Here is a 20933-nt window from a genome sequence, read left to right as displayed (position 1 = left end):
ATGACCCTGCTTCGCCGGTGAAGGCGTGTTTCAGCGGGGCATTTCGCCAACCAGCGTGGCCGGGTCCAGACGTTCCTGGTACCAGTTTACGCGCCAGCACAGGTGTGGACCTGTCGCGCGACCGGTGGCGCCCACCCGGGCAATCACGTCACCCTGGCTGACTGCATCGCCCTCGCTGACCAGTATCTCGCTGAGGTGCAGGTAGGTGGACGACACGCCGAGCCCATGGTCGATCAGCAGCGTGCCGCCGGAATAGAACATGTCGTCGTGCGCCAGCGTGATGACGCCGCTGGCCGGTGCCACGATATCCGTGCCGGTCGGGGCGGCAATATCGACGCCGTAATGGGGGCGGCGAGGCTCACCATTGAGAATCCGCTGGCTACCGTAGACGCCGCTGATGCGTCCGGTCACCGGCCAGATGAAGGGTTCGGCGAAGCCTTGCAGTGCACTGTCGGTTTCGCGCGCGCGCCTGACCTGAGCCGCCTCCGCATTGATGCGGGCCAGAGCGTCTGCCGAGGGCGTTACGGTACGTTGGGGCAGGCCATCAACACGCTGGATGTCCCATTCCCGGTGCGCCAGGGTGATTTCGTAGGTTTCACTCTCCTGTTCTGCGCTGATATGCAGGCGTGCCGGGCCCGTATCGTCGCGGCCGAAGCCGAACGTGAAATGGCCGTCGTCCGTGAGCCTGAGTTGCTGTTTGTCCAGCATCACCGTGGCGCCCGGACGGGTCTGGCCAACCAGCAGTGCGCCCGGCGCCGGATCACCACGCAGTGACAGCAGCAGTTCGCCAGCGGCGGCGCTGACGGGCAGCAGGAGTGTGACCGACAGGGCGGTCAGAAGCGCAATCAGGAAAGAAGGGAATCGGGCAGTCACAGGCATATCTCTTCGTAAAACGGGTGTGTGGGGCGCAGGCGTCATGTTCGCATCATGACGTCATGATGCGAATGCTGCCATCGTCTTCGACACAGCTGACGCAATTACGTGCCGCACCTTTTGCTTCATACAGGGCCTGATCGGCCAGCTTGATCAGTTGCTCGCTGCTGGTTGCCCCGGCAGACGTGCAGGCCACGCCAACGCTGATCGTGACGACACCGATGCGGGAGCCGCTGTGCGGAATACCCAGCCGCTCCACCCGGGCGCGCATGCGCTCGGCAAAGACCAGGGCGTCGCGCATCCGGGTGCCACCCAGCACCACGACAAATTCCTCGCCGCCATAGCGAGCGACAAAGTCGGTAGCACGCTGGACCATGGTCTTGGGGACATCGGCGATCTGCTTGAGGCACTCGTCGCCGGCCTGGTGGCCATAGGTGTCATTGAAAGGCTTGAAATAGTCGATGTCGAACAGCAGCACCGCGATGCTGTCCGGGGCGCCGCGCGCCTGATGCTGCATCTTGTGCAGCAGGCTGTCCAGGCGCTGGTCCAGGCCGCGCCGGTTGACGGTGCCGGTCAGCCCGTCCTCGGTGGCCTGGCTTTCCAGGGAAAGGTTTGCGGCCCGCAACTCGCTGCGGTGCAGATTGAGTACCCGATCAGAAAGAAACAGCCGGCGCTCGAGGCGTTCAAAGAAATACTGCCCGAACAGGCTCATGACGGTGCCGCTGAGCGTGAAGGACCAGATCACCAGTGCCTCGGCGAAACTGAAATCGCTGAGCCCGAACAGGGCGACAGCCAGGGCGCCGAGAATGCACAGACTTGTAGGCAGGGCCCAGTAAAGCTGTATGCGAAACAGGCTGCCCAGCATCAATATGCCGAGAAAGCAGATGTAGAAGTAGACGCTCGACAAAGGGTGATCGATGATAATACCCAGATAAATGGACGTGGCGGCCTGGGTCAGGGCCATGGCTGCGACGGCAGGTTGCAGCAGGCGCGCGTAGGCGGGTTCCCGCTTGCGGGCGAGAAAGAAAATCCCCCCCGTTGCCATCATGGCCAACAGCCGGGGGCGCCAGGCGAGGGCGGTCGTGGCGGGGTCGACCAGATGTTCCACCAGGAAGGCCGCCAGGTAGATCACCATCATCATCGCGGTGGCGCCCGGAATCAGGCGCGCGCAGGACTCGCGGAACTGTTCACTGAACGCGGTTTCGAGCGAATCCGGCAGGCGCAAGTGCCAGGCCAGCGCCAGATCACGCCCGGAGGGCAGTGTCTGATTGTCCGGTGATGGTCCGTGTTGAGTGTTCATTCGAGCCTCTGCTCCCAAACCCGCTCCCAAACTGCTCCAGATCTCGCACGGGAAGCCCTGCCCCGATGAGAGAGGTGCCGGGAGTATACAGCGGGGGAACCTCTTGAATATCAATAGACTACCACTCCCCGTCTGAAATGATAGCGGTTCCGCTGGCCGGCCCCAATGGCGGCTGGAGCCGGATCGCCGAGGTGCTGTTTGCTTCCGGTGCGGGGGAGAGGCGATGCGCCTGTCAGGCTGCGATAAAATCAAGAAAGCCTGTGTTGAATAATTTTATTTTAATGATGGCATTTTGCCATCATTTAACATGAATTTTTCTGATTATTTTTGTATTAGTTCGTGTATCGGTAAAAGCTTTATTCCCTTTGTTCTATCTTGAATGGGACGACTGTCTCTCTTTTCTCGGGGGGGAGGTCGTTCATTCAATTTTATGAGCGAAGGAGAAACATATGAATATCAAGGCAGATATGTTCCTGTCGGGTCATTCACAAAAAAAATTTCCTGATTTCCTGACGGAGAGAATGGATCATTTCTTCAATGAGCGCTGGGGAAAGCTGTGGGGCGGAAAACATTTGTTGCGTGGTGAAATTCCTGCTGCGGATGCGATACAGATGATCAGTAACGATTATCTGTCTCTGGCCAGTCACCGGGATGTCATTGAGGCGCAGGTGACGTGCCTGAGAACCGGCCCCGAAAGTGTCATGATGTCCGGTTCCCTGATGCGCGGGGATACACCCCAGCGGCGATTCGAAAAACGTATGGCCGAGTATGTGGGCTATGAAGCCGGCATTCTCTGCCAATCCGGTTATGCGGCAAACGTGGGACTGATTCAGAGCATCAGCGAGACGGGTATGCCCGTGTATATGGATATGAACGCCCATGCATCGTTGTGGGAAGGCGTGCGCAGCGGTGGCGCCAGTGTGCGGCCGTTTCGGCACAATGACCTGCAGCATCTGCAACGACAGATGGAGCGCTATGGACCGGGGTTGTTGTGTGTGGACTCGGTGTACAGCACTACCGGCAGCCTCTGCCATCTGCCGGAGGTGGTCGCGCTGGCGGAGCATCATGACTGTATGGTGCTGGTGGATGAATCACATTCACTGGGAACGCATGGTCCGTCGGGTGCGGGCCTGGTGCGCGAGCTGGGTTTGCTGCACCGGGTACACTTTGTGACGGCCAGCCTGGCGAAGGCGTTTTGTGGTCGTGCCGGGCTGATTTTGTGTCCGCGCCAGTTCTCCGAGTACTTCTGGATGACATCGCTACCAGCAATATTCAGCTCTTGTCTTTTGCCGGCAGAAATCGCAGGGCTGGATACGACACTGGATATCATCATGCGTGACGAATGGCGTCGTGAGCTGTTGCATACGAATGCAGATTACCTGAGGGACGGCTTGTCTGCGTTGGGCTATAACGTTACCGCCAGTGATTCACAGATTATCTCGCTGGAGGCGGGCGCAGAGGATGCTACGTTATTGTTGCGGGAATCACTGGAACGCCAGGGTGTATTTGGCTCGGTGTTCTGTGCCCCGGCCACAGCAAAAGGACGTTCGATGGTGCGCTTCAGTGTTAACGCCGGGCTCACGCGGGCGCAGTTGGATCATGTGTTGCGCGTGTGCGATGTCGTGCGTGAGGAGGTGGGTATGGCCCAATGGCCCTCAACCCAGCGTCTTGCGCGGGATGTGACTAAACGGGAGCTCTCTATGGCTTGAGAGGATGAAGGGTGTAGAGGCGGGCAGAGATGCCCGTCTCTTTTTCAGGGTGTCAGCCCAGTTTCTCCAGGCTTTCCAGGTAGGCAAGATAGCTCGAGGTGCTGCTGTCATACTCGATGTCTGCCGGAGGATTCTCCACCAGTGCACAGAACCAGGGCGTGCTGCCGTCGATGCGTTCTGCCTCGTGAATATGTTCCGCCCAGATGAATTCATCTTCCTCGTCATAGTCCTCGGGGGTCGACCACAGCCAGGGCAATGCCTTGCCGGCGGCCACCTTCTTCAGAATGTTGGCGGGGGCCCGATGGCGCTTCAGAGCAAACAGGCTGCTCTGCACATTGTCCTGGCCGTGAACAATCAGGCGCGACAAGTGCCCGGTGTCACTGACCAGCAGAAAGCCATCAGGGTCTTCCACATAATAATATTCTGCAATGCGCTTGCGCCGGACAAGATTGAAAAAGTAATCGATGAATTCCTGGTCATAGAGAAATTCAGGAGACTCCAGTGCCAGGGTGCTCTGTATCATTGCGGAGACTTCTGAAAAGTAGCGCCGCTGCAGATCCTGAATCGTCTGGTTGATGCGTTGGGTGATCCGGGGATCACTCTTCATCATGAATTTATCGATAATGCCTTCATTGAAGGCCTCAACCGCAATTTTCTCGTCCGCCACACCGGTGAGCAGTATTTTCTTGATGCGCCTGTTACGAATCTTCTGGCAAAACTCCAGCCCGGTCATTTCCGGCATGTCGTAGTCGACGACCACCACGGAGACATCCTGAAAACGATCCGGGTTGCTGATTTCCTGCTCTATCAGGGTCAGATCAAGCCGAATGACGCGGTCAGAGGATGCGCGCGAGGGTTGCTGGTAGTAGCTGAAGCAGCGTTGATCGAGCGGCGTGCGCTGAGCGAGGCTGTTCAGTTGCGTCAGGCATTGTCCGGCTGAGGAGAAAAACCGGCAGGCAAGCGACTCGTCCAGTTGCAGGCTGAAGTTATCCAGAAAGCGCTGGTTGTCATCAAGCATGATGACAGTGGTGGGGTGGAAGTAGGGTTGGATCGTCTTCTGCATCATTGTTCCCGTGGGAAAGACATCTCGAACAAAGTGTACTCATTGAGGCGCGACTCACAATGAATCTTGCCCTGCAGGCTTTCCATGACCAGCTTGCAGAACGACAGCCCCAACCCCGCGCCCTGATCCAGTGTCTTGGAGCTGTAGAAATAGTCGAAGATCTGTCGAATTCTGGCTTGATCAATGCCAGGCCCGGTGTCCATCACTATCAGACGGTTGTAGCGTCTGCTGCGACCGGTGCCGATACGAATAGTCCCCTTGCCGGCACTGAGCACGCTGTGCAAGGCGTTCTTGATCAGATTGAACAGCACATGCGTGACGAGCAGGTCCGAGCCATAATAGGCGAAATCGTCCCCGCGCTCCCAGTGCACCAGATGGCGCTCACGGTCGGACTTGAACGGAAAGCGATCCAGCGCCCGTTCGATGGTGTCATTGATGGAGTGCCAGCTGAAGGAGTCCTGCTTGATCGTTGTCTGCCCGGCGCTGAGCAGCAGCATGTCGATGATGGTGTTGGAGTAGTCGATTTCTTCATCGATACGTTCGGCGGCGTGACGCAGCTTGTCCAGTCGCGTGCCGCGAATGGGTTTTACCGGCAGGCCGGCATCCATGGCTGCCTTGTGACCATCCACCAGTTGCGGCAGGTAGTGTACCAGCCCGGAGGTGGCCGCCTTCATACCGAGCAGCGGGGTGCGAAGTTCATGTGCGATGTTGCGCCCCACGGCGGCATGCGCGTTGAGCTTTTCCTCTTTCACCAACTGAGCGTTGTAATTGAAAATGCTGCCGCCAATCACGACAAACGCGTAAATCGGTAGCTGCTGAAAGTACAGGGTTGTCAGGGTGTTGATGTCCTGCACATCGGTGGTCAGCAACAGCCCCGCCCAGCCTAGCAGCGATCCCGCCAGGGTCAGCAGAATGACGAGCAACCAGTCGTACACCGCGAGCACCAGAAAGAACAGCGCCGCCATGGTGGACATGCTCCAGATCAGCGACAGATCATTGCGCAGCAGCATGTAGGTGAAAAAGAACGGCAACGTATAGAGCAGGAACAGAATCCAGTAGGTGGCGAAGTAGCGCTGCATCGCCTTGGGCCACTGCGCGGCAAATATCAATGGCACACAGATCACGACGCCGATCATGCGCAGCCACAGATTTTCGTAGGGCTGAGGAATGATCAGCCACCAGACGTAGTGGTACAGGGGAAAGGTGATGACGCCCAGCACGCCGATCATCGGGGCGTTATAGCGGGAGTAGTGAACGCTTTCCTGCACCGAGCGCCCGAGGCGTGCTGTCAGTAGCTCCAGGTGTTTCAACCGGCACCGTTACGTGTCATGTACGTTGTCAGGATCGGCAGACTGTCAGTTCAGCGTAGCAGATCAAGCAACGCCCGCCGGTGAGCCATGCTCATGGCGCGGAAGCGCTCCAGCAGTTGGCTTTCCTGAGTAATAATGACGGGATCACCGCTGCCATCCGATGACGCCTCGATATTCACGGCGTACAGGTGTGGTGAAGATTCTCCCACGCCCTCTACCGCAATCGTCAGCCCCAGACTTTCTTCCAGACGAGCAACAATTTCGGCGTTCATGCTGCGCTTGTTGTACCGGGAGAGCTCAGCGATTCTGCCGCGAATACCTTTCGGCAGTCTCACGACGAATTTTTCTACTTCTTGCCGGTTATCGGCCGCTACTTTTTTGTCCATCAGTGACAATCCTCATAACACGCGCGCTAGTGGCATAGTGACATCACGTTGATGATTTTTTATGCCCCCGAAGTCGAGGGTCCATGGTACACGCGATTGAAGCGCTTCTCATTACCCAATTTTCACACGAGACGGCGGGCTTTGTGCACCCGGTTGCGCCTGCCGTGTGTGTATTCGCCTCGCTTATCTTGAGATTTGAAAGTATTCGCCGCGCTTATAATGGCCGGGATGAGCAGGTATATTGACGACTGAAGATTGCCGGGCAATCAAGCCACCCTCAGAACACCCCGGGGCGGAGAGGTCAGGAGAGCGCATGAACGTAGGGCGGGTTGATCTTAACCTGTTGAAATATCTGGATGTGTTGCTCCGGGAGCTCAGCGTGACCCGGGCGGCTGACCAGTTGGGTATTTCCCAGCCAGCGATGAGCAATGGCCTCAAGCGCTTGCGCGAGCTATTCAATGATCCGCTGTTGATACGCACCTCCGGCGGCATGAATCCCACAGAACGGGCCCTGGAGCTGCAGCCGCTGGTGCGCAAAGTGCTGATGCAGACGGAAGCGATGCTGACGCCGGACGAGGCGTTTCTGCCAGAAGCCAGCCGTCGGGTGTTCCGCATCATGACCAGTGATTACGCCGAAGCGACCCTGGTGCCGCATCTGGTACGCCGTCTGCGCGAGGATGCGCCCCATGTGGTGCTGGATTTCGTAACGCCCTCGGATGTGAGCTATGCCGATATGGAGCAGGGCCGGGTGGACCTGGCGGTGAATCGCTTCAACGAGATTCCACGCTCCTTCCACCAGGTGACACTGTGGAAGGATTCGTTCTCTTGCCTGCTCAATCGCAGCAACCCCCTGGCACGGGATTTCAATCTGGAGAATTACCTCAAGGGGCAGCACATCTGGGTGTCCAAGACCGGGTTTGGTGTGGGCTTCGGCATGAATCCGGAGAAGCTGGGCGGGCTGGGCTGGATTGATCAGGCGCTGGCACGCATCGGCAAGACACGCAAGATCTCCATTTTTACCCGGCATTATCAGATGCCGGCATTGCTGGCCATGAACAATGATCTGGTGGCGACCCTGCCCAGTCGGGTGGCGCGCATGCAGACCCAGAATCCGCGTCTGGTGATCAAGGAGCCACCATTCGTGATCCCGCGTTTCGAGCTGAAGATGGCCTGGTCGCCGCTGCTGCACCACAACCCGGCGCACCGTTGGCTGAGGCGGCTGATTCAGGAAGAAGCGGAAACGATCCTGCGCGAGGAAGTGTAGCGGCGTCTCTCCCGGGGCTCCCCGGCGAGCGCCTCAGGCGCGCATCACACCGGCTTCGGCCAGCGCGCCCTTGGCAACGCCTTCAAAGGCCCGCACCCGGAAATGCTTGCCCAGCGCCTCGTCGGCCAGCTCCGCAGCAATATGCGCCGCCAGGTGCTCAACGGTGGAGTCGGTGTTGACCAGATAGCAATGATCCTCGGGGATCAGCAGCTCGAACAGCCCCTGGGGCGCGGTATAACGAAACCGGTGATGCGGCACCTCATCAATAAAGTAGGTGCCCTCCAGATCTTCCTCGGAGCCGATGTAGATATCCTCCCAGCGGTCCGCCCAGAGTTTTTCCCAGTAACGGCTGCGTCGTCCGTTCTCGAAGATCTGGATCTGCGAGCGGTGGCCGTGGGCAATGCGCTGGCAGTTGCCGTCGTGCTTCTTGAGGCCGTGGGAGTAGTGATAGCTGGGCGCCGTGCCGGCGTCCTCTTCGCGCAATGTGAGCACCAACTCACTCACATTGTCAGGCAGAATGCCGTACAGCAGTGTCATCAGATGCAGCGTTACGGCACTCTTGGTGATCTCGGTGCCGGGAATGAAAGCGCTGCTGCACAGCGGGGCCTTCATGCGAATGACGCCAGCATGGTACTGCCATTCCAGGTTGACCTGATCTTCGTCGGGCAGGCGGGTCAGGCAATCGCTGTCCTCGGGCACCACCAGTTTGTGATCGATCTCAGCGTCCAGTGCCTCCTTGACGGCCTTCTTGATGCGCCCGAAGTCCAGCACCATGCCCATGTCATCCAGATCACCGGTGAGCTCCAGATCGACAATCCAGGATTCGCCCACCATGCCGCGTTTGGCATGCAGATAAGAGAAGTCGAGCACTGTCAGGTTATCAACGAAGAGAGTGGCCATGGGCGTTCTTGTATCAACTCTTGAATGTGAGAGGTGTCAGCGCTTATTGATATAATATAACATTTCAAGCTGTGCCCGAGTGTGCGCGGTGGACCAGCTACTGCCACCACGCCGGGCCCCGCCGACTGCATGCCAGCGGTCGCTCATTATGGCAGCTACCCGGGAGATGCTCACCATCATGTCAGCAGATTTGTCGCTTGTGAACGTTCGGGTTGTGAACGAGGGCACGATAACCGGGACAGATGTCCATATTCGTGATGGGCGTATCGCCCATATCGGGCCGCGCGCGCCTGCCGCCGGTGCCCGGGTGATCGAGGGCGCCGGGCGCTGGCTGCTCCCCGGCATGATTGATGATCAAGTGCATTTTCGCGAGCCGGGGCTGACCCACAAGGGCGATCTGGCAACGGAATCGGCGGCTGCGGTGGCCGGTGGCATCACCTCGTTCATGGAAATGCCCAATGTGCGGCCCGCCACCCTGACCCGCACGGCGCTGGAGGACAAATACCAGCGCGCCGCCGGACGCAGCATGGCCAATTACGCCTTCTATCTCGGTGCCTCGCACCACAATCTGGACGAGATCCGCCGTCTCGCGCCGGGCCAGGCCTGCGGCGTCAAGGTGTTCATGGGCGCCTCCACCGGGGATCTGCTGGTGGAGCGGCAGGACGTGCTGGAGGCGATTTTCAGCGAATCCCCTGTGCTCATTGCGACCCATTGTGAGGATACGCCGATGATTCGCGCCAACGAGGCGCGCTGGCGCGCGCGTTTTGGCGACGATATTCCCATGGCCGAGCACCCTGCGATTCGCAGCCGCGAAGCGTGCCTGGCCAGCAGCAGCCTGGCGGTATCGCTGGCCCGGCGGCACGGCGCGCCGTTGCACGTTCTGCATATCACCACGGCGGAAGAGCTGGCGTTGTTCGAGGCCGGGCCCATGGCCGCCAAGCAGATTACGGCGGAAGCCTGCGCCCATCATCTCTGGTTCAGTAGTGACGACTACCCCCGGTTGGGCAGCCTGATCAAATGTAATCCGGCGATCAAGCTGCCGACGGACCGTGAGGCACTGGTTCGAGCGGTGAACGAGGACCGCATCGATATCATCGCCACCGACCACGCACCTCATACGCGGGAGGAAAAGGCCGGTCACTACTTTCAGGCACCGGCGGGGCTGCCTTTGGTGCAGCACGCACTGTTGTCGCTGCTGGATGCGGTACAACGCGGGGTCTATTCGGTGGAAACCGTTGTGCGCAAGACCAGCCACGCGGTAGCAGAGCGCTATGGCGTGATTGATCGCGGCTACATTCGCGAGGGCTGTCATGCCGATCTGGTGCTGGTGGACCCGCAGGCTCAGACCCGGGTGACGCCGGAATCACTGCTGTACAAGTGTGCCTGGTCGCCGTTCGAGGGTGAGGTGCTACGCAGCCGCATTGATATGACGCTGGTCAATGGCGTGCCGGTCTGGGAGGGCGGCCGCGTATTGCCCGCGGCTGCCGGGGCGCCGCCGGGGCAGCGCCTGGGGTTCGATTTCCGACGTTGACCGACGAATCGCTGGATTCAACGCGCCGGATTTGTGGCCGGTGCACGGCGCAGCGGTGACTGACTGGTTTATGGTAAAATGGCGTTTTCAGGGCCCGCAGCACGGACCACAAGGAGCAACAGGCATGGCAGAGACCATCTTCTCGAAAATCATCGCCCGCGAGATTCCTGCGGACATCATCTTTGAGGATGACGATTGCCTCGCCTTCCGGGATGTGAATCCCCAGGCGCCGACGCATTTCCTGGTGATACCGAAAAAGCCGATTCCGAAACTCTCCGATGCCGTGCCGGAAGATCAGGCACTGCTCGGGCATCTGCTGCTGGTGGCGAACCAGGTGGCGGCCGAACAGGGCCTGACTGATTTTCGTCTTAATGTGAACAATGGCGCAGGTGCCAGCCAGACCGTATTCCACCTGCATATTCATGTATTGGGCGGCCGCCCGTTTTCGTGGCCCCCGGGCTGAGGCCCCCTTCGAAGGAGACTGTTATGAAGGATCATATAATGCGTCTTTTGATGTCAGGCAGTGCTGTTGGCTGTTTGCTGTTGGCGCTTGCCGTCCAGCCGGGTTTGGCGGTCGGAGCCGATGCCGCCGATGACAGCGACGAGTTTGCGGAAACACCGCAGTCCGGACAGGTGTACCGGTATGTGGATGCGGAAGGCAATGTGCTGTTTACCGATCAGCGCCCGGAAGGCGCCGAGCCGGTTACTGTGCCGCAAGGCAACCAGTTCGAGGGGCGCGAAGCAGCGCAGCGGGCGCGTTCGGCCACCAGTCGCCGGAGTGATGCGCGCGGAGCGGCTGAGCCGCGACCACAGAATGGCACGGTCTCAGGGGCCGACCGTCACAGGCAGGCGCAAGAGCAGTTGAAAGAGCGTGTTGCCGCCTGCGAGCGAAGCAACGTGGCGGACTGCTCGCCGGCGACGGTCATGCGGCGGCTTGAGGAAGAGCGCTACCGCCAGACCCCCGAGGGGCGCCAGCAACAGCAGGCAATAGGAAACCGGTTGAACAGATAGACTGCTGTGCGGGCCACCGCGCCAGTTCCTGTTCAATCAGTCCTTGCTCAAAAATGCCATCAGCCGCCGCGTAAAAGCACGCGGCGTCAGTTTTTCCAGCAGCATGGTGCCACTGAATTGCAGCCCGATCGGGTGATGCACTGCTGTGCTGTCCAATGCTCGCCAGGCGGCCTCGGCGATATCCCCGGCACTCAGGTGCACCCCCAGCTTGTCCACCACCGGCGCACGGAAGGCCTGCTCGCTGACCATGGGCGTATTCACGAAAGGCGGCATCAGGTCGCAGACGCGAATGCCGTGGCGACGCCATTCGATATCCAGCGCTTCTGTCAGCCCGCGCACGGCGAACTTGGAGGCGGAGTAGCTAGCCAGGTGCGGCACACCGTAGAGCGCCGACGCAGAGCTCATGTTCAGCACCAGCGGCTTCTGCGCCTGGCGCAAATACGGAAAGGCAGCCTGGGTCATGTTGATCAGCCCCTGCACATTGATGGCGAATATCTGCGCATGCGCCTCGCCGGGAATGTCCTCGAAATAACCGGTGCGCAGAATCCCCGCGCAGTTGAACAGCACCCGCAGGCCCCCGGCGTGTGCCGCGAAGGCATCCACCGCACGGGAAGCTGCTGCGCCGTCCCGCACATCCAGCGTCTGATGCCAGGCGCCTCCCAGCTCGGCGGATAACTCGGCCAGCGCTTCGGCATTGATATCCAGCAGCCCGGTTTGCCAGCCCCGTTGATGAAACAGCCGCGCGGTGGCGGCGCCGATGCCTGATGCGGCACCGGTAATCAGAATGGTCTTCATTGCATGAACTCCGCCATGGAGGCGATCGCGTGGTCGGCGGCGTTGAGCATGCCGGCGTGTACCGGGAATACGTGCCACATGCCGCGATACAGCAGCAGCGTGGCCTGATTGCCGGCATCGTGCAGGGCCTGGATCAGCTGCTCGGAGTCGCCCAGCAGAATCTCGTCAGTGCCGGTAATGGTCAGTGTCGGTGGCAGATTCGCCAGCGACCCGAGTAACGGCGACACACCCGGGGCGCGCAGTGCTTCCGTCGCGCTGCTGACATCCGTACCAATATACTGCCGTGCCGCTTTGTCCAGTGCGCCCCAGCTCAGCATCACCTCGCCGGGATGTGATGGTTCGCTGGCGCGAGGGTGGGTCAGGTCTACCCAGGGTGACAGCATGATCAGCCCGGCGGGCGCCGGCAGCGCCTGGTCGCGAATGGTTTGTGCAACGGAGAGCGTCAGCCCGCCACCGGCCGAGTCACCAGCGATAAATATGTGCGCCGGTGCGACACCCTCTTCAAGCAGGGCGCGGTAGGCATCCAGCACATCGTCCCGGGCGGCCGGGAAGGGCGCTTCCGGCGCCAGCTGATAGTCCAGCGCCAGCACCGTTGCATTGGCTGCGCGGGCCAGATGTGTCGTCAGGCTGCGATGGGTGGCGGGTGAGCCGACGCAGTAAGCGCCGCCATGCAGATACAGCACGACCTTGTCACCCGCCCCGTTTGCCGGCCGCAACCGTTCCGCGGGCACACCACCGACACGGACTGCTTCGCGCGTGACACCGCGGGCACTCAGTGTGCTGGCGGCACTCAGACGCAGCCCGGTGCGCTGTACCGCCAGCGGCGTCAGAACATGGAACAGCGGTTTGACCAGCACGCGCATGCTGCCGCGCAACGTGGCCGCGAGCAGACGCTGCCCGCGCGACGTGTCCATATCCGGAAAACGGATGTCGGGCGTATCAGGAGAATTGCCAAGAGAATTGTCAGGAGAACTGATAGTCATCGTGATTCACGTTCCGGGTCAGCAGCCGGTAGTTGAAAGTGAAACCCGGCCAGTTATTGGTGTTTTTGCCGCTCTCGGTTTTATACCAGCTTGTGCAGCCCTGGTCCCAGACGCTGTTTGTGATGCGCGCCTGCAAGTCGCGGTTGAAATCTGACTGTACCGTATCCCGGACTTCCAGCGTGTCGGCGCCGGCGTCCTGCATGGCGTCCATGCAGGCGAGCACATGATTCATCTGGCTCTCGAGCATGTAGATGATCGAGCTATGGCCCAGGTTGGTATTCGGGCCATACAGCATGAACAGATTGGGGAAACCGTGCACCGTCATGCCCAGATAGGCTTCGGCGCCATCACGCCAGACCTGATTCAGGTCACGCCCCGCGCGCCCGGTGATTTGCATCGGCGCCAGAAAGTCCGTGGCCTGAAAACCGGTGCCGTAAATCACGACATCTGCGGGGTGGTGTGTGCCATCGCGCGTGCGCAGGCCGTCACTGTCGAAGCACTCGATGGCGTCAGTGACCACGCTGACATTGTCCCTGGCCAGGGCGGGCAGGTAGTCATTGGAAATCAGAATGCGTTTGCAGCCGATGGGGTAATCCGGTGTCAGTTTTTGCTGCAGGGCCGGGTCGCGAATGAACTTGCGCAGATAGCGCAGCGCATTGAACTCGTACACCTTCATGATACGCTGCAGGTTGGTGAACGCCAGAACCCGGGTTTCGTACATGGCATACACCCGTGCCCGGTCAAGCTTCTGCAGCAGCGGCAGCTTTTCCATCAGCTGTTGCTCGACACGGTGATAGCTGCGGTCCGGTTTGGGCACCACCCAGGGAGCAGAGCGTTGAAACAGCGTCAGCTGGCCGACGTTGTCGGCAATCGCTGGCACAAACTGGATGGCGCTGGCACCAGTGCCGATCACTGCGATGCGTTTGCCCTTGAGGTCGACACTGTGGTCCCAGCGGGCGGAGTGAAAACGCGTGCCCCGAAATGTGTCTTCACCGGCAATGTGCGGCCAGGCGGGGCGATTCAGCTGGCCGGTTGCGGTAATCAGGAAACGGGCGGTGAAATGCTCGCCGGTGGTGGTCTCCACCTGCCACAACTTGCTGTCCTCGTCGAAGCGCGCACCGCTGACTTCCGTATTGAAACGCACATGGCGTCGCACGTCGTATTTGTCCGCGCAATGGCGCAGGTAGGCAAAAATGTCGGCTTGCGGCGCGAAGCGGCGCGACCAGTCAAACTTGGGTTCGAAGGAGTAGGAATACAGATGAGACGGCACATCGCAGGCGGCACCGGGGTAGGTGTTGTCGCGCCAGGTGCCGCCGACATCGCCGGCTTTCTCGATCACCAGCAGGGAGTCCTCGCCGCGCTGCTTCAGCTGGATGGCCATGCCGGTCCCGCCGAAGCCGGCACCAATGATGATGCTGTTGTAGTGTGCGCCCATAACCGCCGCCTCTTTTATTGTTGCCCGCATGGATCGTTGCCTGCATGCCATGCCGTGATGACAGACGATATTACACAGCACCGCAAACCTTGTTTATGGGGCGCCGGGACAGTAGATTGTGATTTTCGGACAGTCTCCGGGTCAGGTCATGGCACCAGTTATCACGCAACAACCCCCTGTTGCGGCCCTGCGCAGCGTCGCCAGCGCGCGTCTGATGAGCGCGTTGGGTGCCGAACGCGGGCTGCCGGTAGCGCGATGCCTGACGGGTACGGGCATTACCGAACCGATGCTGGCAGACCCCGGGGCAGAAATCACCGCGCAGCAGGAACTGTTGCTGGTGCGCAATCTGCTCGCGCACCTGGGGCATGAGCCGGGTCTGGGGATCGAGGCGGGGCGGCGCTATCACCTCACCAGCTACGGCATCTGGGGGTTCGGACTGGTCAGTAGCCCGAGCCTGCGCAGTGCCATCGAGTTGGGGATTCACTATCTGGATCTGACCTTCGCCTTCGCCAGGATATGGCTGGAGGAGGACGGTGCCCAGGCACGACTGTGCCTGGATGCCGGGCATCTCGACGAGGCAGTAGGTGTCTTTCTGCTGGAGCGGGATGCGGCGGCCATCGCCGTGTTGCAGAAAGAGTTGCTGGGGCAGCCCTTGCCGGTGCAGCGCATGACCTTCCCGTACCCGGCACCGCCGGATACGACGCCGTATCAGGATCACTTTGGTGTGTTGCCGGTGTTTTCTGCCGCCGGAAACGGCGCGCAGATTGTCACGACTTTTGATGCCGCGTTGCTGGATCAGCCATTGCCGCAAGCCGACGCGCTGACGCGGCGCTTATGCGAGGACCAGTGCCGCCAGTTGCTGGAAAAACGGCGGGCGCGCACCGGTGTGGCGGGGGAGGTGCGCAGCCTGTTGCTGCACCAGCCGGAGCGTATGCCGGATATGGAACAGGTTGCCGCGGCATTGCATGTCACCTCCCGCACGCTGCGTCGTCGCCTTCTGCGAGAGAGCACGGCATTTCGGGCGCTGGTGGATGAGGTGCGTCAGACACTCGCAGAAGAGATGCTGCGCGCCGGTGGTTTCACCGTCGAGCAGGTGGCAGACCGGCTGGGGTATGCCGAGGTGGCGAGCTTCATCCACGCATTCCGGCGCTGGACCGGGACGACGCCGGGGGCGTTTGCCGCCGGTTCGGCACGGTGAGGGCTTTCGGTCTTCTGTGATGCATTGCCCGCTGGGCCCCCTGCGCCTGTGCTAGATTGGTGGTTTGGGGGTGGGTTGGGGAATCCTGTGAATATCAGAGTAGTGATCCAGCGACTGTTCATCGCAGCGTTGGTCGTCAGCGTGGCGCCCTTCGCCGCGTCGGTGTTTGCTGACAGCAGTACGGGTGGGCGTGATCTGGCGGACGACACCGCGCAGTTCCGCCGGGACGTGCTGGATATCAACCGACGTCTGCTGCTGATGGAAGAAGAGCTGCTGTTTCCGGCGGATACCCGAGTGGCCATTTTCGTGTCGCTGGATGTCGGGCGTTATTTCACGCCTGATGCGGTGACGCTGAAGCTGGGGGGCAATACCCTGGTGAGCCACCTGTATACAGAGCGGGAAATTCGCGCGCTGAAAAACGGCGCCGTGCAGCGGTTGCACACCGCCAATGTGCGTAACGGTGCCCATGAACTGACGGCGTTCGTGACCGGTATCGGGCCCAATGGTCGTGAAATTCGCCGCGCTGCGACGCTGAATTTCGACAAGGCCAGTGGTCAGCACTTCATTCAGCTGCGGCTCGAGGATGACGCCGCAGCCCAGCAGCCCACTCTGACCTTCCGCGCCTGGCAATGACAATGTCCTACCGTGTGTCAGTACGGCGGGTGCTGCCTCTGGCACTCTGTCTGAGCTTGTCATTGGCACTGATGCCCGCATCAGTCGTTGACGCATCGGACCGTCGGCTGGATCGCCCCCATGCGGTGGAGGACCCGGCCTACGGCCAGATTTTGTACGAGTACTACCAACAGCGTTACTTCGCGGCCATGACCACCACCCACATCGCACTGGATAGCGGCGCCTTGCCGACCCAGGCCGATCGTGCTCGGGTGCTGCTGGGGGCATTGTATGTGGCTTACGGCATGCCCGATGATGCGCAGGCGTTGTTTGAGACCTTGCTGGCAGAAGCGGTGGACCCGCAGCTGGCGGCGCGTGTCTGGATTCATCTGGCTGAGCTGCATTACCGTCAGCAGCGCTACGATGATGCGTTGACACTGCTGGACCAGCGTGTGCCGTCAGTGCCGGACGATCTGGCGGAGCAATACCATGCGCTACGCATTCGCGTGTTGATGCGACTGGGCCGCTTCGAGGAGACAGTATCTGCATTGGCACACCTGGAGCAGGGCAGCCGCCTTGCCGCCTATCTCCAATACAACGTGGCGGTCAGCCGGATCAACGCCGGTCAGGGGGAGCAGGGCACCGCGCTGTTGCGCGCGCTGACGACACTGCCGCCGGGCACGGAGGAGGTCAACGCCATCCGGGACAAGAGCCTGCTGGCGCTGGGCGTGCATTACCTGCGGCAAGGGCAGCCCGAGCAGGCCGCCTATTACATGAGCTTTGCCCGCCTCGAGGGCCCGTACAGTGATCTGTCGTTGCTGCTGCATGCGCGGGCGGCGCTGGCGCAGGAACAGCCGCAGCGGGCAGTGGGATCACTGCAGCAACTGACGCGCCGCAGCCCGCAACGGGAGGCGGTGCAGGAAGCCGCGTTGTTGCTGCCGCATCTTCATGATCAGCTGGGCAATCATGCCGCTGCCTTGCAGGGTTACCGGGATGCGGTCGCGGCGTATACCGGCCAGTCTGAGTACCTGAACGAACTTGAACAGGCGATTCACAGTGGTGCCTGGTTTGCGCAACTGGTGAGCGAACCGCAATGGTCCACCGCCATGGACCCCTTGCCTGAATTCATGCCCAATCGGTCCGACAGTTTCCCGACCTTCCAGACGCTGTTCGCGTCGGATGCGTTCCATGCCGCCTGGCAGAACTACCATGAACTGATACGCCAGCGTCGTTTGCTGAGCAGTTGGCAACAGGCGCTGCTCGCGCTGGATAGCCTGCTTGCCGCGCATCAGCGCAAGCACCAGGAACGGGTGCCCGAGGCGCTGGCGCTGCTGGCCACGCTGGATGCTGCCGGTCTGGAGGCGCGCCTGGCGGATTTGTTTGCCCGGCTGGATGCCGCGATCGCCGCTGATGACTGGCAGGTGTTTGCCCGGGCGGATGAGCGGCGATTGCTGGAGGCGCTGGCGCATGCGCGCACCCTGGTCGACAAGTGGGGTGAGCGAGTGCGGCCGGCATCCCGGGAACGTCTGGCGTTTTATGAGGGGTTGCTGGCCTGGGATCTGCAGCAGGATATCGTGCCGCGCCAGTGGCAGCAGCGCAAAGCGCTGGACGAGGCCAGCGCGTTGCTGGCAGAGACGGACACGTTGCGAGAGAACCTGTTGCGCGCCAGCCGGGATGACGGCACGCGTGTGTTGGGCTACCGCCGTGACATGGATCGACTGGCTGCCGATATTCTCGCCCTGGATCAACGCGGGGTGGATCTGCTGGCCAGGCAGCAGGCGGCGATAGAAGGGCTGGCGCTGGCCTGGATCGCTGAATCGCGGCCGCGCCTGAGAATCATGACGGCGGCAGCCTGGGAGGCCATCGGTGATTTGCAGGAGCGCGCGGTGCGGCGGGATATGACGGGCGCGCCCTGATGGACAGGCTCCTTCCAACACGTAATGGCGGTTCACTCAGGCGCCAACAAATCCTGTGAATAATGCACCTCACCGTGTCGGTCGATGATAATGGCCGACACATCCTCCAGCGTTTCTATCAAGGCCAGCCCGGCCTCGATACCCATCACAAAGAGGCTGGTGGACAGGGCATCTGCATCCAGTGCGCGGGGCGCCAGTACGGTAACGCTGACCAGCGCGGACGCGGGGCGGCCACTTGCCGGGCTGAGAATATGATGCACATGTTCGCCATCACGCAGAAAAAACCGTTCGTAATCGCCAGAGGTGGATACCGCCACATCGGCCAGCGGGAGCGTGATGGCCACGGCATTCTCCTGACGCGGATGCCGCACGCCCACTTGCCACAGCCGGCCACGCCGGTCACCCAGCACATAGCTGTCGCCCCCCAGGCTGATATACGCATGGGCCACGCCATGATCGCGGAGTAGCGTTACTGCCCGGTCGATGGCATAGCCTTTGGCGATGCCGCCAAGATCAATGCGGGTGCGCTCATGCAGGAAGGACAGTGCCATGCCTCCGTGTTCGGCCACACCATTCACTTCAGCGCGCGGCGTCATCACAACCTTGTCCATGCCCTGGCCGGCGCGGGCGGCGGCAAGGGCCGCGTCATCCGGTGCAATGCCAGCGCGGTAATCATACAAGTGGCCGACGCTGGCGAAGGTGATATCGAAGGCGCCGTCCGTGAGCAGGCTGTATTCCCGGGATGTATCGATCAGTGCGGCGAATTCCGCTGAGATAATGACAGGCGCTTCTGCCGCGTGCGCATTGGCTTGATACAGTTCGCTGTTTTCCACCCAGGGGGAAAGCCGCGCATTGAGCCGTTCGAATTCCTGACGGATGGCGGCGACGGTGGCGTCTGCGGGGCGTGATCCCGGCCAGAACGCGAGGTCCACTTGCGTGCCCATAACCTGCCAGCTGTGGCTTTCCCAGTCGTCGCTGTGTGCGGACACGGGTATTGCCCACAGCGCCATGCCGCACAGCAGGGCGGCGCCGGGGATGAAGCGGCGCCGCAGGAATACCAGAAACATCACGCTATGACTCACGTTATCGGGTGGAAGGCCGTCATCCGGTCGAGCATCGTTGCATTGCCCAGGCTGTGGTTGGGGAAGCGGTTGGCAAACAGACTCTGATCGCCATTGAGTGCCATGTAGTTGAGAAGCACCGTTTCCACCAACAGGTTGACGTTGTTTGCCGCCGGTGAACTGGCGGTTTCCACCGAGCCGCTGGCGCGCATCCAGCCGAGCTGCTGATGCATGGCCTGCTCGGCGGCGCCGCTGCCCAGCAACTGGGGGCGACCTGCGGGATTGTAGACCAGAAAGAACGACGCCGCAGTGCCGCTGCTGTCGCCGGTCCATTCGCCCTTGCCGCGCCCGTTGACCGAATCATCAATGCGCCCGTTGCTGTTGACTGAGCCATCGCTGAACACATACAGCATCAACGGCGTATTCCGGCGCGCGGCGTATTCGAGGCAGGCACCCATGCAACGCCCGGCGCGCAGGTCGCGAATTTCACCGGTGCCGCGTTCACCCGTGTGGTAATCGTAGCCGCCGATAGTGATGCAGCCTGCACCGGCATAACCTTCCACCACCAGCTTCATGATGGAGGCTGTCTTGCGGAATTCGCCGTCGCTGTTGAATTCGGCCGCTGAGAAAATGCCGCCATCGCCGACGATATCCGGATCAATAGCCGGGTTCAGCGCGGTGGGATCACCGTAGCGATCGGTGATGTCTGCCGCTTCGATATAGCCGCAGCGCATCATCTCCTTGAGTACCGCATCCTGCGTGACGGCGGTATTCACTTGCCCGAGCTTGCTGTGGCTGATGCGGGCGATAGCCTCCATCACTGCTGTGGCATCGGACTGGTTCAGCAGCCCCACCAGTTTTCCGGTGTTGACCAGGCCGGTGACATCGCTGGGCCGGTCAATTTTTGTCGGGCGCACGCTGGGATCGAACAGGCTGGCCGGCGCCATGGAGTTGCCGCCGGACTCGGAATTGCGCGAGCCTGCCAGTGTCAGCAATTCGCCGTCCGCGCCCGCACGGAAAATGCCATACAGCGGGTTGTGTGGATTATTGGCGGTATCGTTTTCCGAACGTGCCGGGATGACACAGCCGTTGATAGCGGCCTGAGTACCCTGCGATGTTCTTTCAAGAATGCCTTCCAGGAAACCGGAATCGCTGTGAAAGGCCAGGCCCAGTGAGCGGTCGATGAACTGCTCGCCAAGATTGGGCACCATATTGCCGGGCAGACCCTGCACCGAATAACCGGCGGTGGAGAGGTAGGCGTCCTGGCCGCCTTCGCGCCCCACCAGCACATTGGAGCCAGCCATGCTGGCGCCACCAGCCAGATCAAAACAGATAAACGGAATCTTGCCGCCGCCGGCGACCTGAATGCCGCAACCGGCTTTCAGGTTTTCCAGGTCCGGCGCCAGTGCGGCCATGGCCGCGCGCGGATTGGCAAACAGACTGAACACGCCGAGGCTGCTGACCAGCCCGGCCCCGCGCAGCAAACCGCGCGCCAGAAAATCACGGCGTGTCAACGGGCGGCCATGGCCGAGTCCGTGGAGAGGTGCATCAGGGTGCAGTGGCGTTCTGAGTTTCATCATCGCCTC

19 protein-coding genes are annotated in these 20933 nt (G+C 60.9%); 8 read left to right on the top strand and 11 right to left on the bottom strand.

Annotated features, from left to right (window positions below; genetic code table 11):
* Positions 1-30 precede the first annotated feature (30 nt).
* Both K8B33_RS13785 and K8B33_RS13780 read right to left on the bottom strand, forming a co-directional pair.
* Positions 31-873: a M23 family metallopeptidase gene (locus K8B33_RS13785; RefSeq protein ID WP_223427510.1), complete on the bottom strand. Its 843-nt coding sequence runs from the start codon at positions 871-873 to the stop codon at positions 31-33.
* Between the two features lie 52 nt (positions 874-925).
* Entirely contained in the window at positions 926-2173 is a 1248-nt protein-coding gene (locus K8B33_RS13780; RefSeq protein ID WP_223427507.1) for a GGDEF domain-containing protein, read from the bottom strand.
* Between the two features lie 449 nt (positions 2174-2622).
* On the opposite strand from K8B33_RS13780, the gene cqsA reads away from it, so the two are divergent.
* Positions 2623-3882, top strand: a complete 1260-nt coding sequence (cqsA, locus tag K8B33_RS13775) for an alpha-hydroxyketone-type quorum-sensing autoinducer synthase (RefSeq protein WP_223427506.1) — start codon at positions 2623-2625, stop codon at positions 3880-3882.
* Positions 3883-3934: 52 nt separating this feature from the next.
* Here cqsA and K8B33_RS13770 read toward each other — a convergent pair whose 3' ends face one another.
* From K8B33_RS13770 to K8B33_RS13760, 3 genes are read right to left on the bottom strand one after another with little or no spacing between them, the layout of a single operon-like run.
* Positions 3935-4945 carry a response regulator gene (locus K8B33_RS13770; protein WP_223427502.1) on the bottom strand — a complete coding sequence of 337 codons (1011 nt, stop codon included), beginning with the start codon at positions 4943-4945 and terminating at the stop codon, positions 3935-3937.
* Complete coding sequence (locus K8B33_RS13765) at positions 4945-6255, bottom strand: sensor histidine kinase (protein ID WP_223427501.1); 1311 nt, start codon at positions 6253-6255, stop codon at positions 4945-4947. The genes K8B33_RS13770 and K8B33_RS13765 overlap by 1 nt, the downstream gene beginning before the upstream one ends.
* A 50-nt stretch (positions 6256-6305) precedes the next feature.
* Positions 6306-6641, bottom strand: a complete 336-nt coding sequence (locus tag K8B33_RS13760; RefSeq protein WP_223427500.1) for an Arc family DNA-binding protein — start codon at positions 6639-6641, stop codon at positions 6306-6308.
* A gap of 313 nt (positions 6642-6954) precedes the next feature.
* Between K8B33_RS13760 and K8B33_RS13755 the strand changes: the two genes are divergently transcribed.
* The gene (locus tag K8B33_RS13755) at positions 6955-7905 is read left to right on the top strand and encodes a LysR family transcriptional regulator (RefSeq protein WP_223427498.1); all 951 of its coding nucleotides are present in this window, start codon (positions 6955-6957) and stop codon (positions 7903-7905) included.
* A gap of 33 nt (positions 7906-7938) precedes the next feature.
* Here the strand turns inward: K8B33_RS13755 and K8B33_RS13750 are convergent, their stop codons facing one another.
* A complete protein-coding gene (locus K8B33_RS13750; RefSeq protein WP_223427497.1) occupies positions 7939-8805 on the bottom strand; it encodes a 6-pyruvoyl trahydropterin synthase family protein in 867 nt (288 codons plus the stop codon).
* Between the two features lie 178 nt (positions 8806-8983).
* On the opposite strand from K8B33_RS13750, the gene K8B33_RS13745 reads away from it, so the two are divergent.
* The 3 genes from K8B33_RS13745 (at position 8984) to K8B33_RS13735 (ending at position 11347) form a co-directional block, all read left to right on the top strand.
* Positions 8984-10336: a dihydroorotase gene (locus K8B33_RS13745; protein ID WP_223427496.1), complete on the top strand. Its 1353-nt coding sequence runs from the start codon at positions 8984-8986 to the stop codon at positions 10334-10336.
* A gap of 124 nt (positions 10337-10460) precedes the next feature.
* Positions 10461-10799 (top strand): histidine triad nucleotide-binding protein, encoded by a 339-nt coding sequence (locus K8B33_RS13740; protein ID WP_223427495.1) that lies wholly within the window; start codon positions 10461-10463, stop codon positions 10797-10799.
* Positions 10800-10822: 23 nt separating this feature from the next.
* Positions 10823-11347, top strand: a complete 525-nt coding sequence (locus K8B33_RS13735) for a DUF4124 domain-containing protein (protein WP_223427494.1) — start codon at positions 10823-10825, stop codon at positions 11345-11347.
* 36 nt (positions 11348-11383) lie between these two features.
* Here the strand turns inward: K8B33_RS13735 and K8B33_RS13730 are convergent, their stop codons facing one another.
* From K8B33_RS13730 to K8B33_RS13720, 3 genes are read right to left on the bottom strand one after another with little or no spacing between them, the layout of a single operon-like run.
* The gene (locus K8B33_RS13730) at positions 11384-12142 is read right to left on the bottom strand and encodes an SDR family oxidoreductase (protein ID WP_223427492.1); all 759 of its coding nucleotides are present in this window, start codon (positions 12140-12142) and stop codon (positions 11384-11386) included.
* Complete coding sequence (locus tag K8B33_RS13725) at positions 12139-13125, bottom strand: alpha/beta hydrolase (RefSeq protein WP_223427490.1); 987 nt, start codon at positions 13123-13125, stop codon at positions 12139-12141. The genes K8B33_RS13730 and K8B33_RS13725 overlap by 4 nt, the downstream gene beginning before the upstream one ends.
* Positions 13106-14590, bottom strand: coding sequence for a flavin-containing monooxygenase (locus tag K8B33_RS13720; protein ID WP_223427487.1), 1485 nt, complete (start codon positions 14588-14590; stop codon positions 13106-13108). The genes K8B33_RS13725 and K8B33_RS13720 overlap by 20 nt, the downstream gene beginning before the upstream one ends.
* 118 nt (positions 14591-14708) lie before the next feature.
* Here K8B33_RS13720 and K8B33_RS13715 point away from each other — a divergent pair, with 118 nt between their 5' ends.
* From K8B33_RS13715 to K8B33_RS13705, 3 genes are all read left to right on the top strand, one after another.
* Positions 14709-15758, top strand: coding sequence for an AraC family transcriptional regulator (locus K8B33_RS13715; protein ID WP_223427486.1), 1050 nt, complete (start codon positions 14709-14711; stop codon positions 15756-15758).
* A gap of 87 nt (positions 15759-15845) precedes the next feature.
* Complete coding sequence (locus K8B33_RS13710) at positions 15846-16391, top strand: hypothetical protein (protein WP_223427485.1); 546 nt, start codon at positions 15846-15848, stop codon at positions 16389-16391.
* A gap of 2 nt (positions 16392-16393) precedes the next feature.
* On the top strand, positions 16394-18286 hold the full coding sequence (locus tag K8B33_RS13705; protein WP_223427484.1) for a tetratricopeptide repeat protein: 1893 nt from the start codon (positions 16394-16396) through the stop codon (positions 18284-18286).
* Between the two features lie 32 nt (positions 18287-18318).
* Here the strand turns inward: K8B33_RS13705 and K8B33_RS13700 are convergent, their stop codons facing one another.
* Together K8B33_RS13700 and K8B33_RS13695 are read right to left on the bottom strand one after the other, a co-directional pair.
* The gene (locus K8B33_RS13700) at positions 18319-19353 is read right to left on the bottom strand and encodes an FAD:protein FMN transferase (RefSeq protein ID WP_223428016.1); all 1035 of its coding nucleotides are present in this window, start codon (positions 19351-19353) and stop codon (positions 18319-18321) included.
* An 11-nt stretch (positions 19354-19364) separates the two neighbouring features.
* Positions 19365-20924, bottom strand: coding sequence for a general secretion pathway protein GspF (locus K8B33_RS13695; protein ID WP_223427483.1), 1560 nt, complete (start codon positions 20922-20924; stop codon positions 19365-19367).
* Between the last annotated feature and the right edge of the window lie 9 nt (positions 20925-20933).

Source organism: Alcanivorax limicola (assembly GCF_019931215.1).
Lineage (GTDB): Bacteria > Pseudomonadota > Gammaproteobacteria > Pseudomonadales > Alcanivoracaceae > Isoalcanivorax > Isoalcanivorax limicola.
This window is presented reverse-complemented; position numbering and strand designations above follow the sequence as displayed.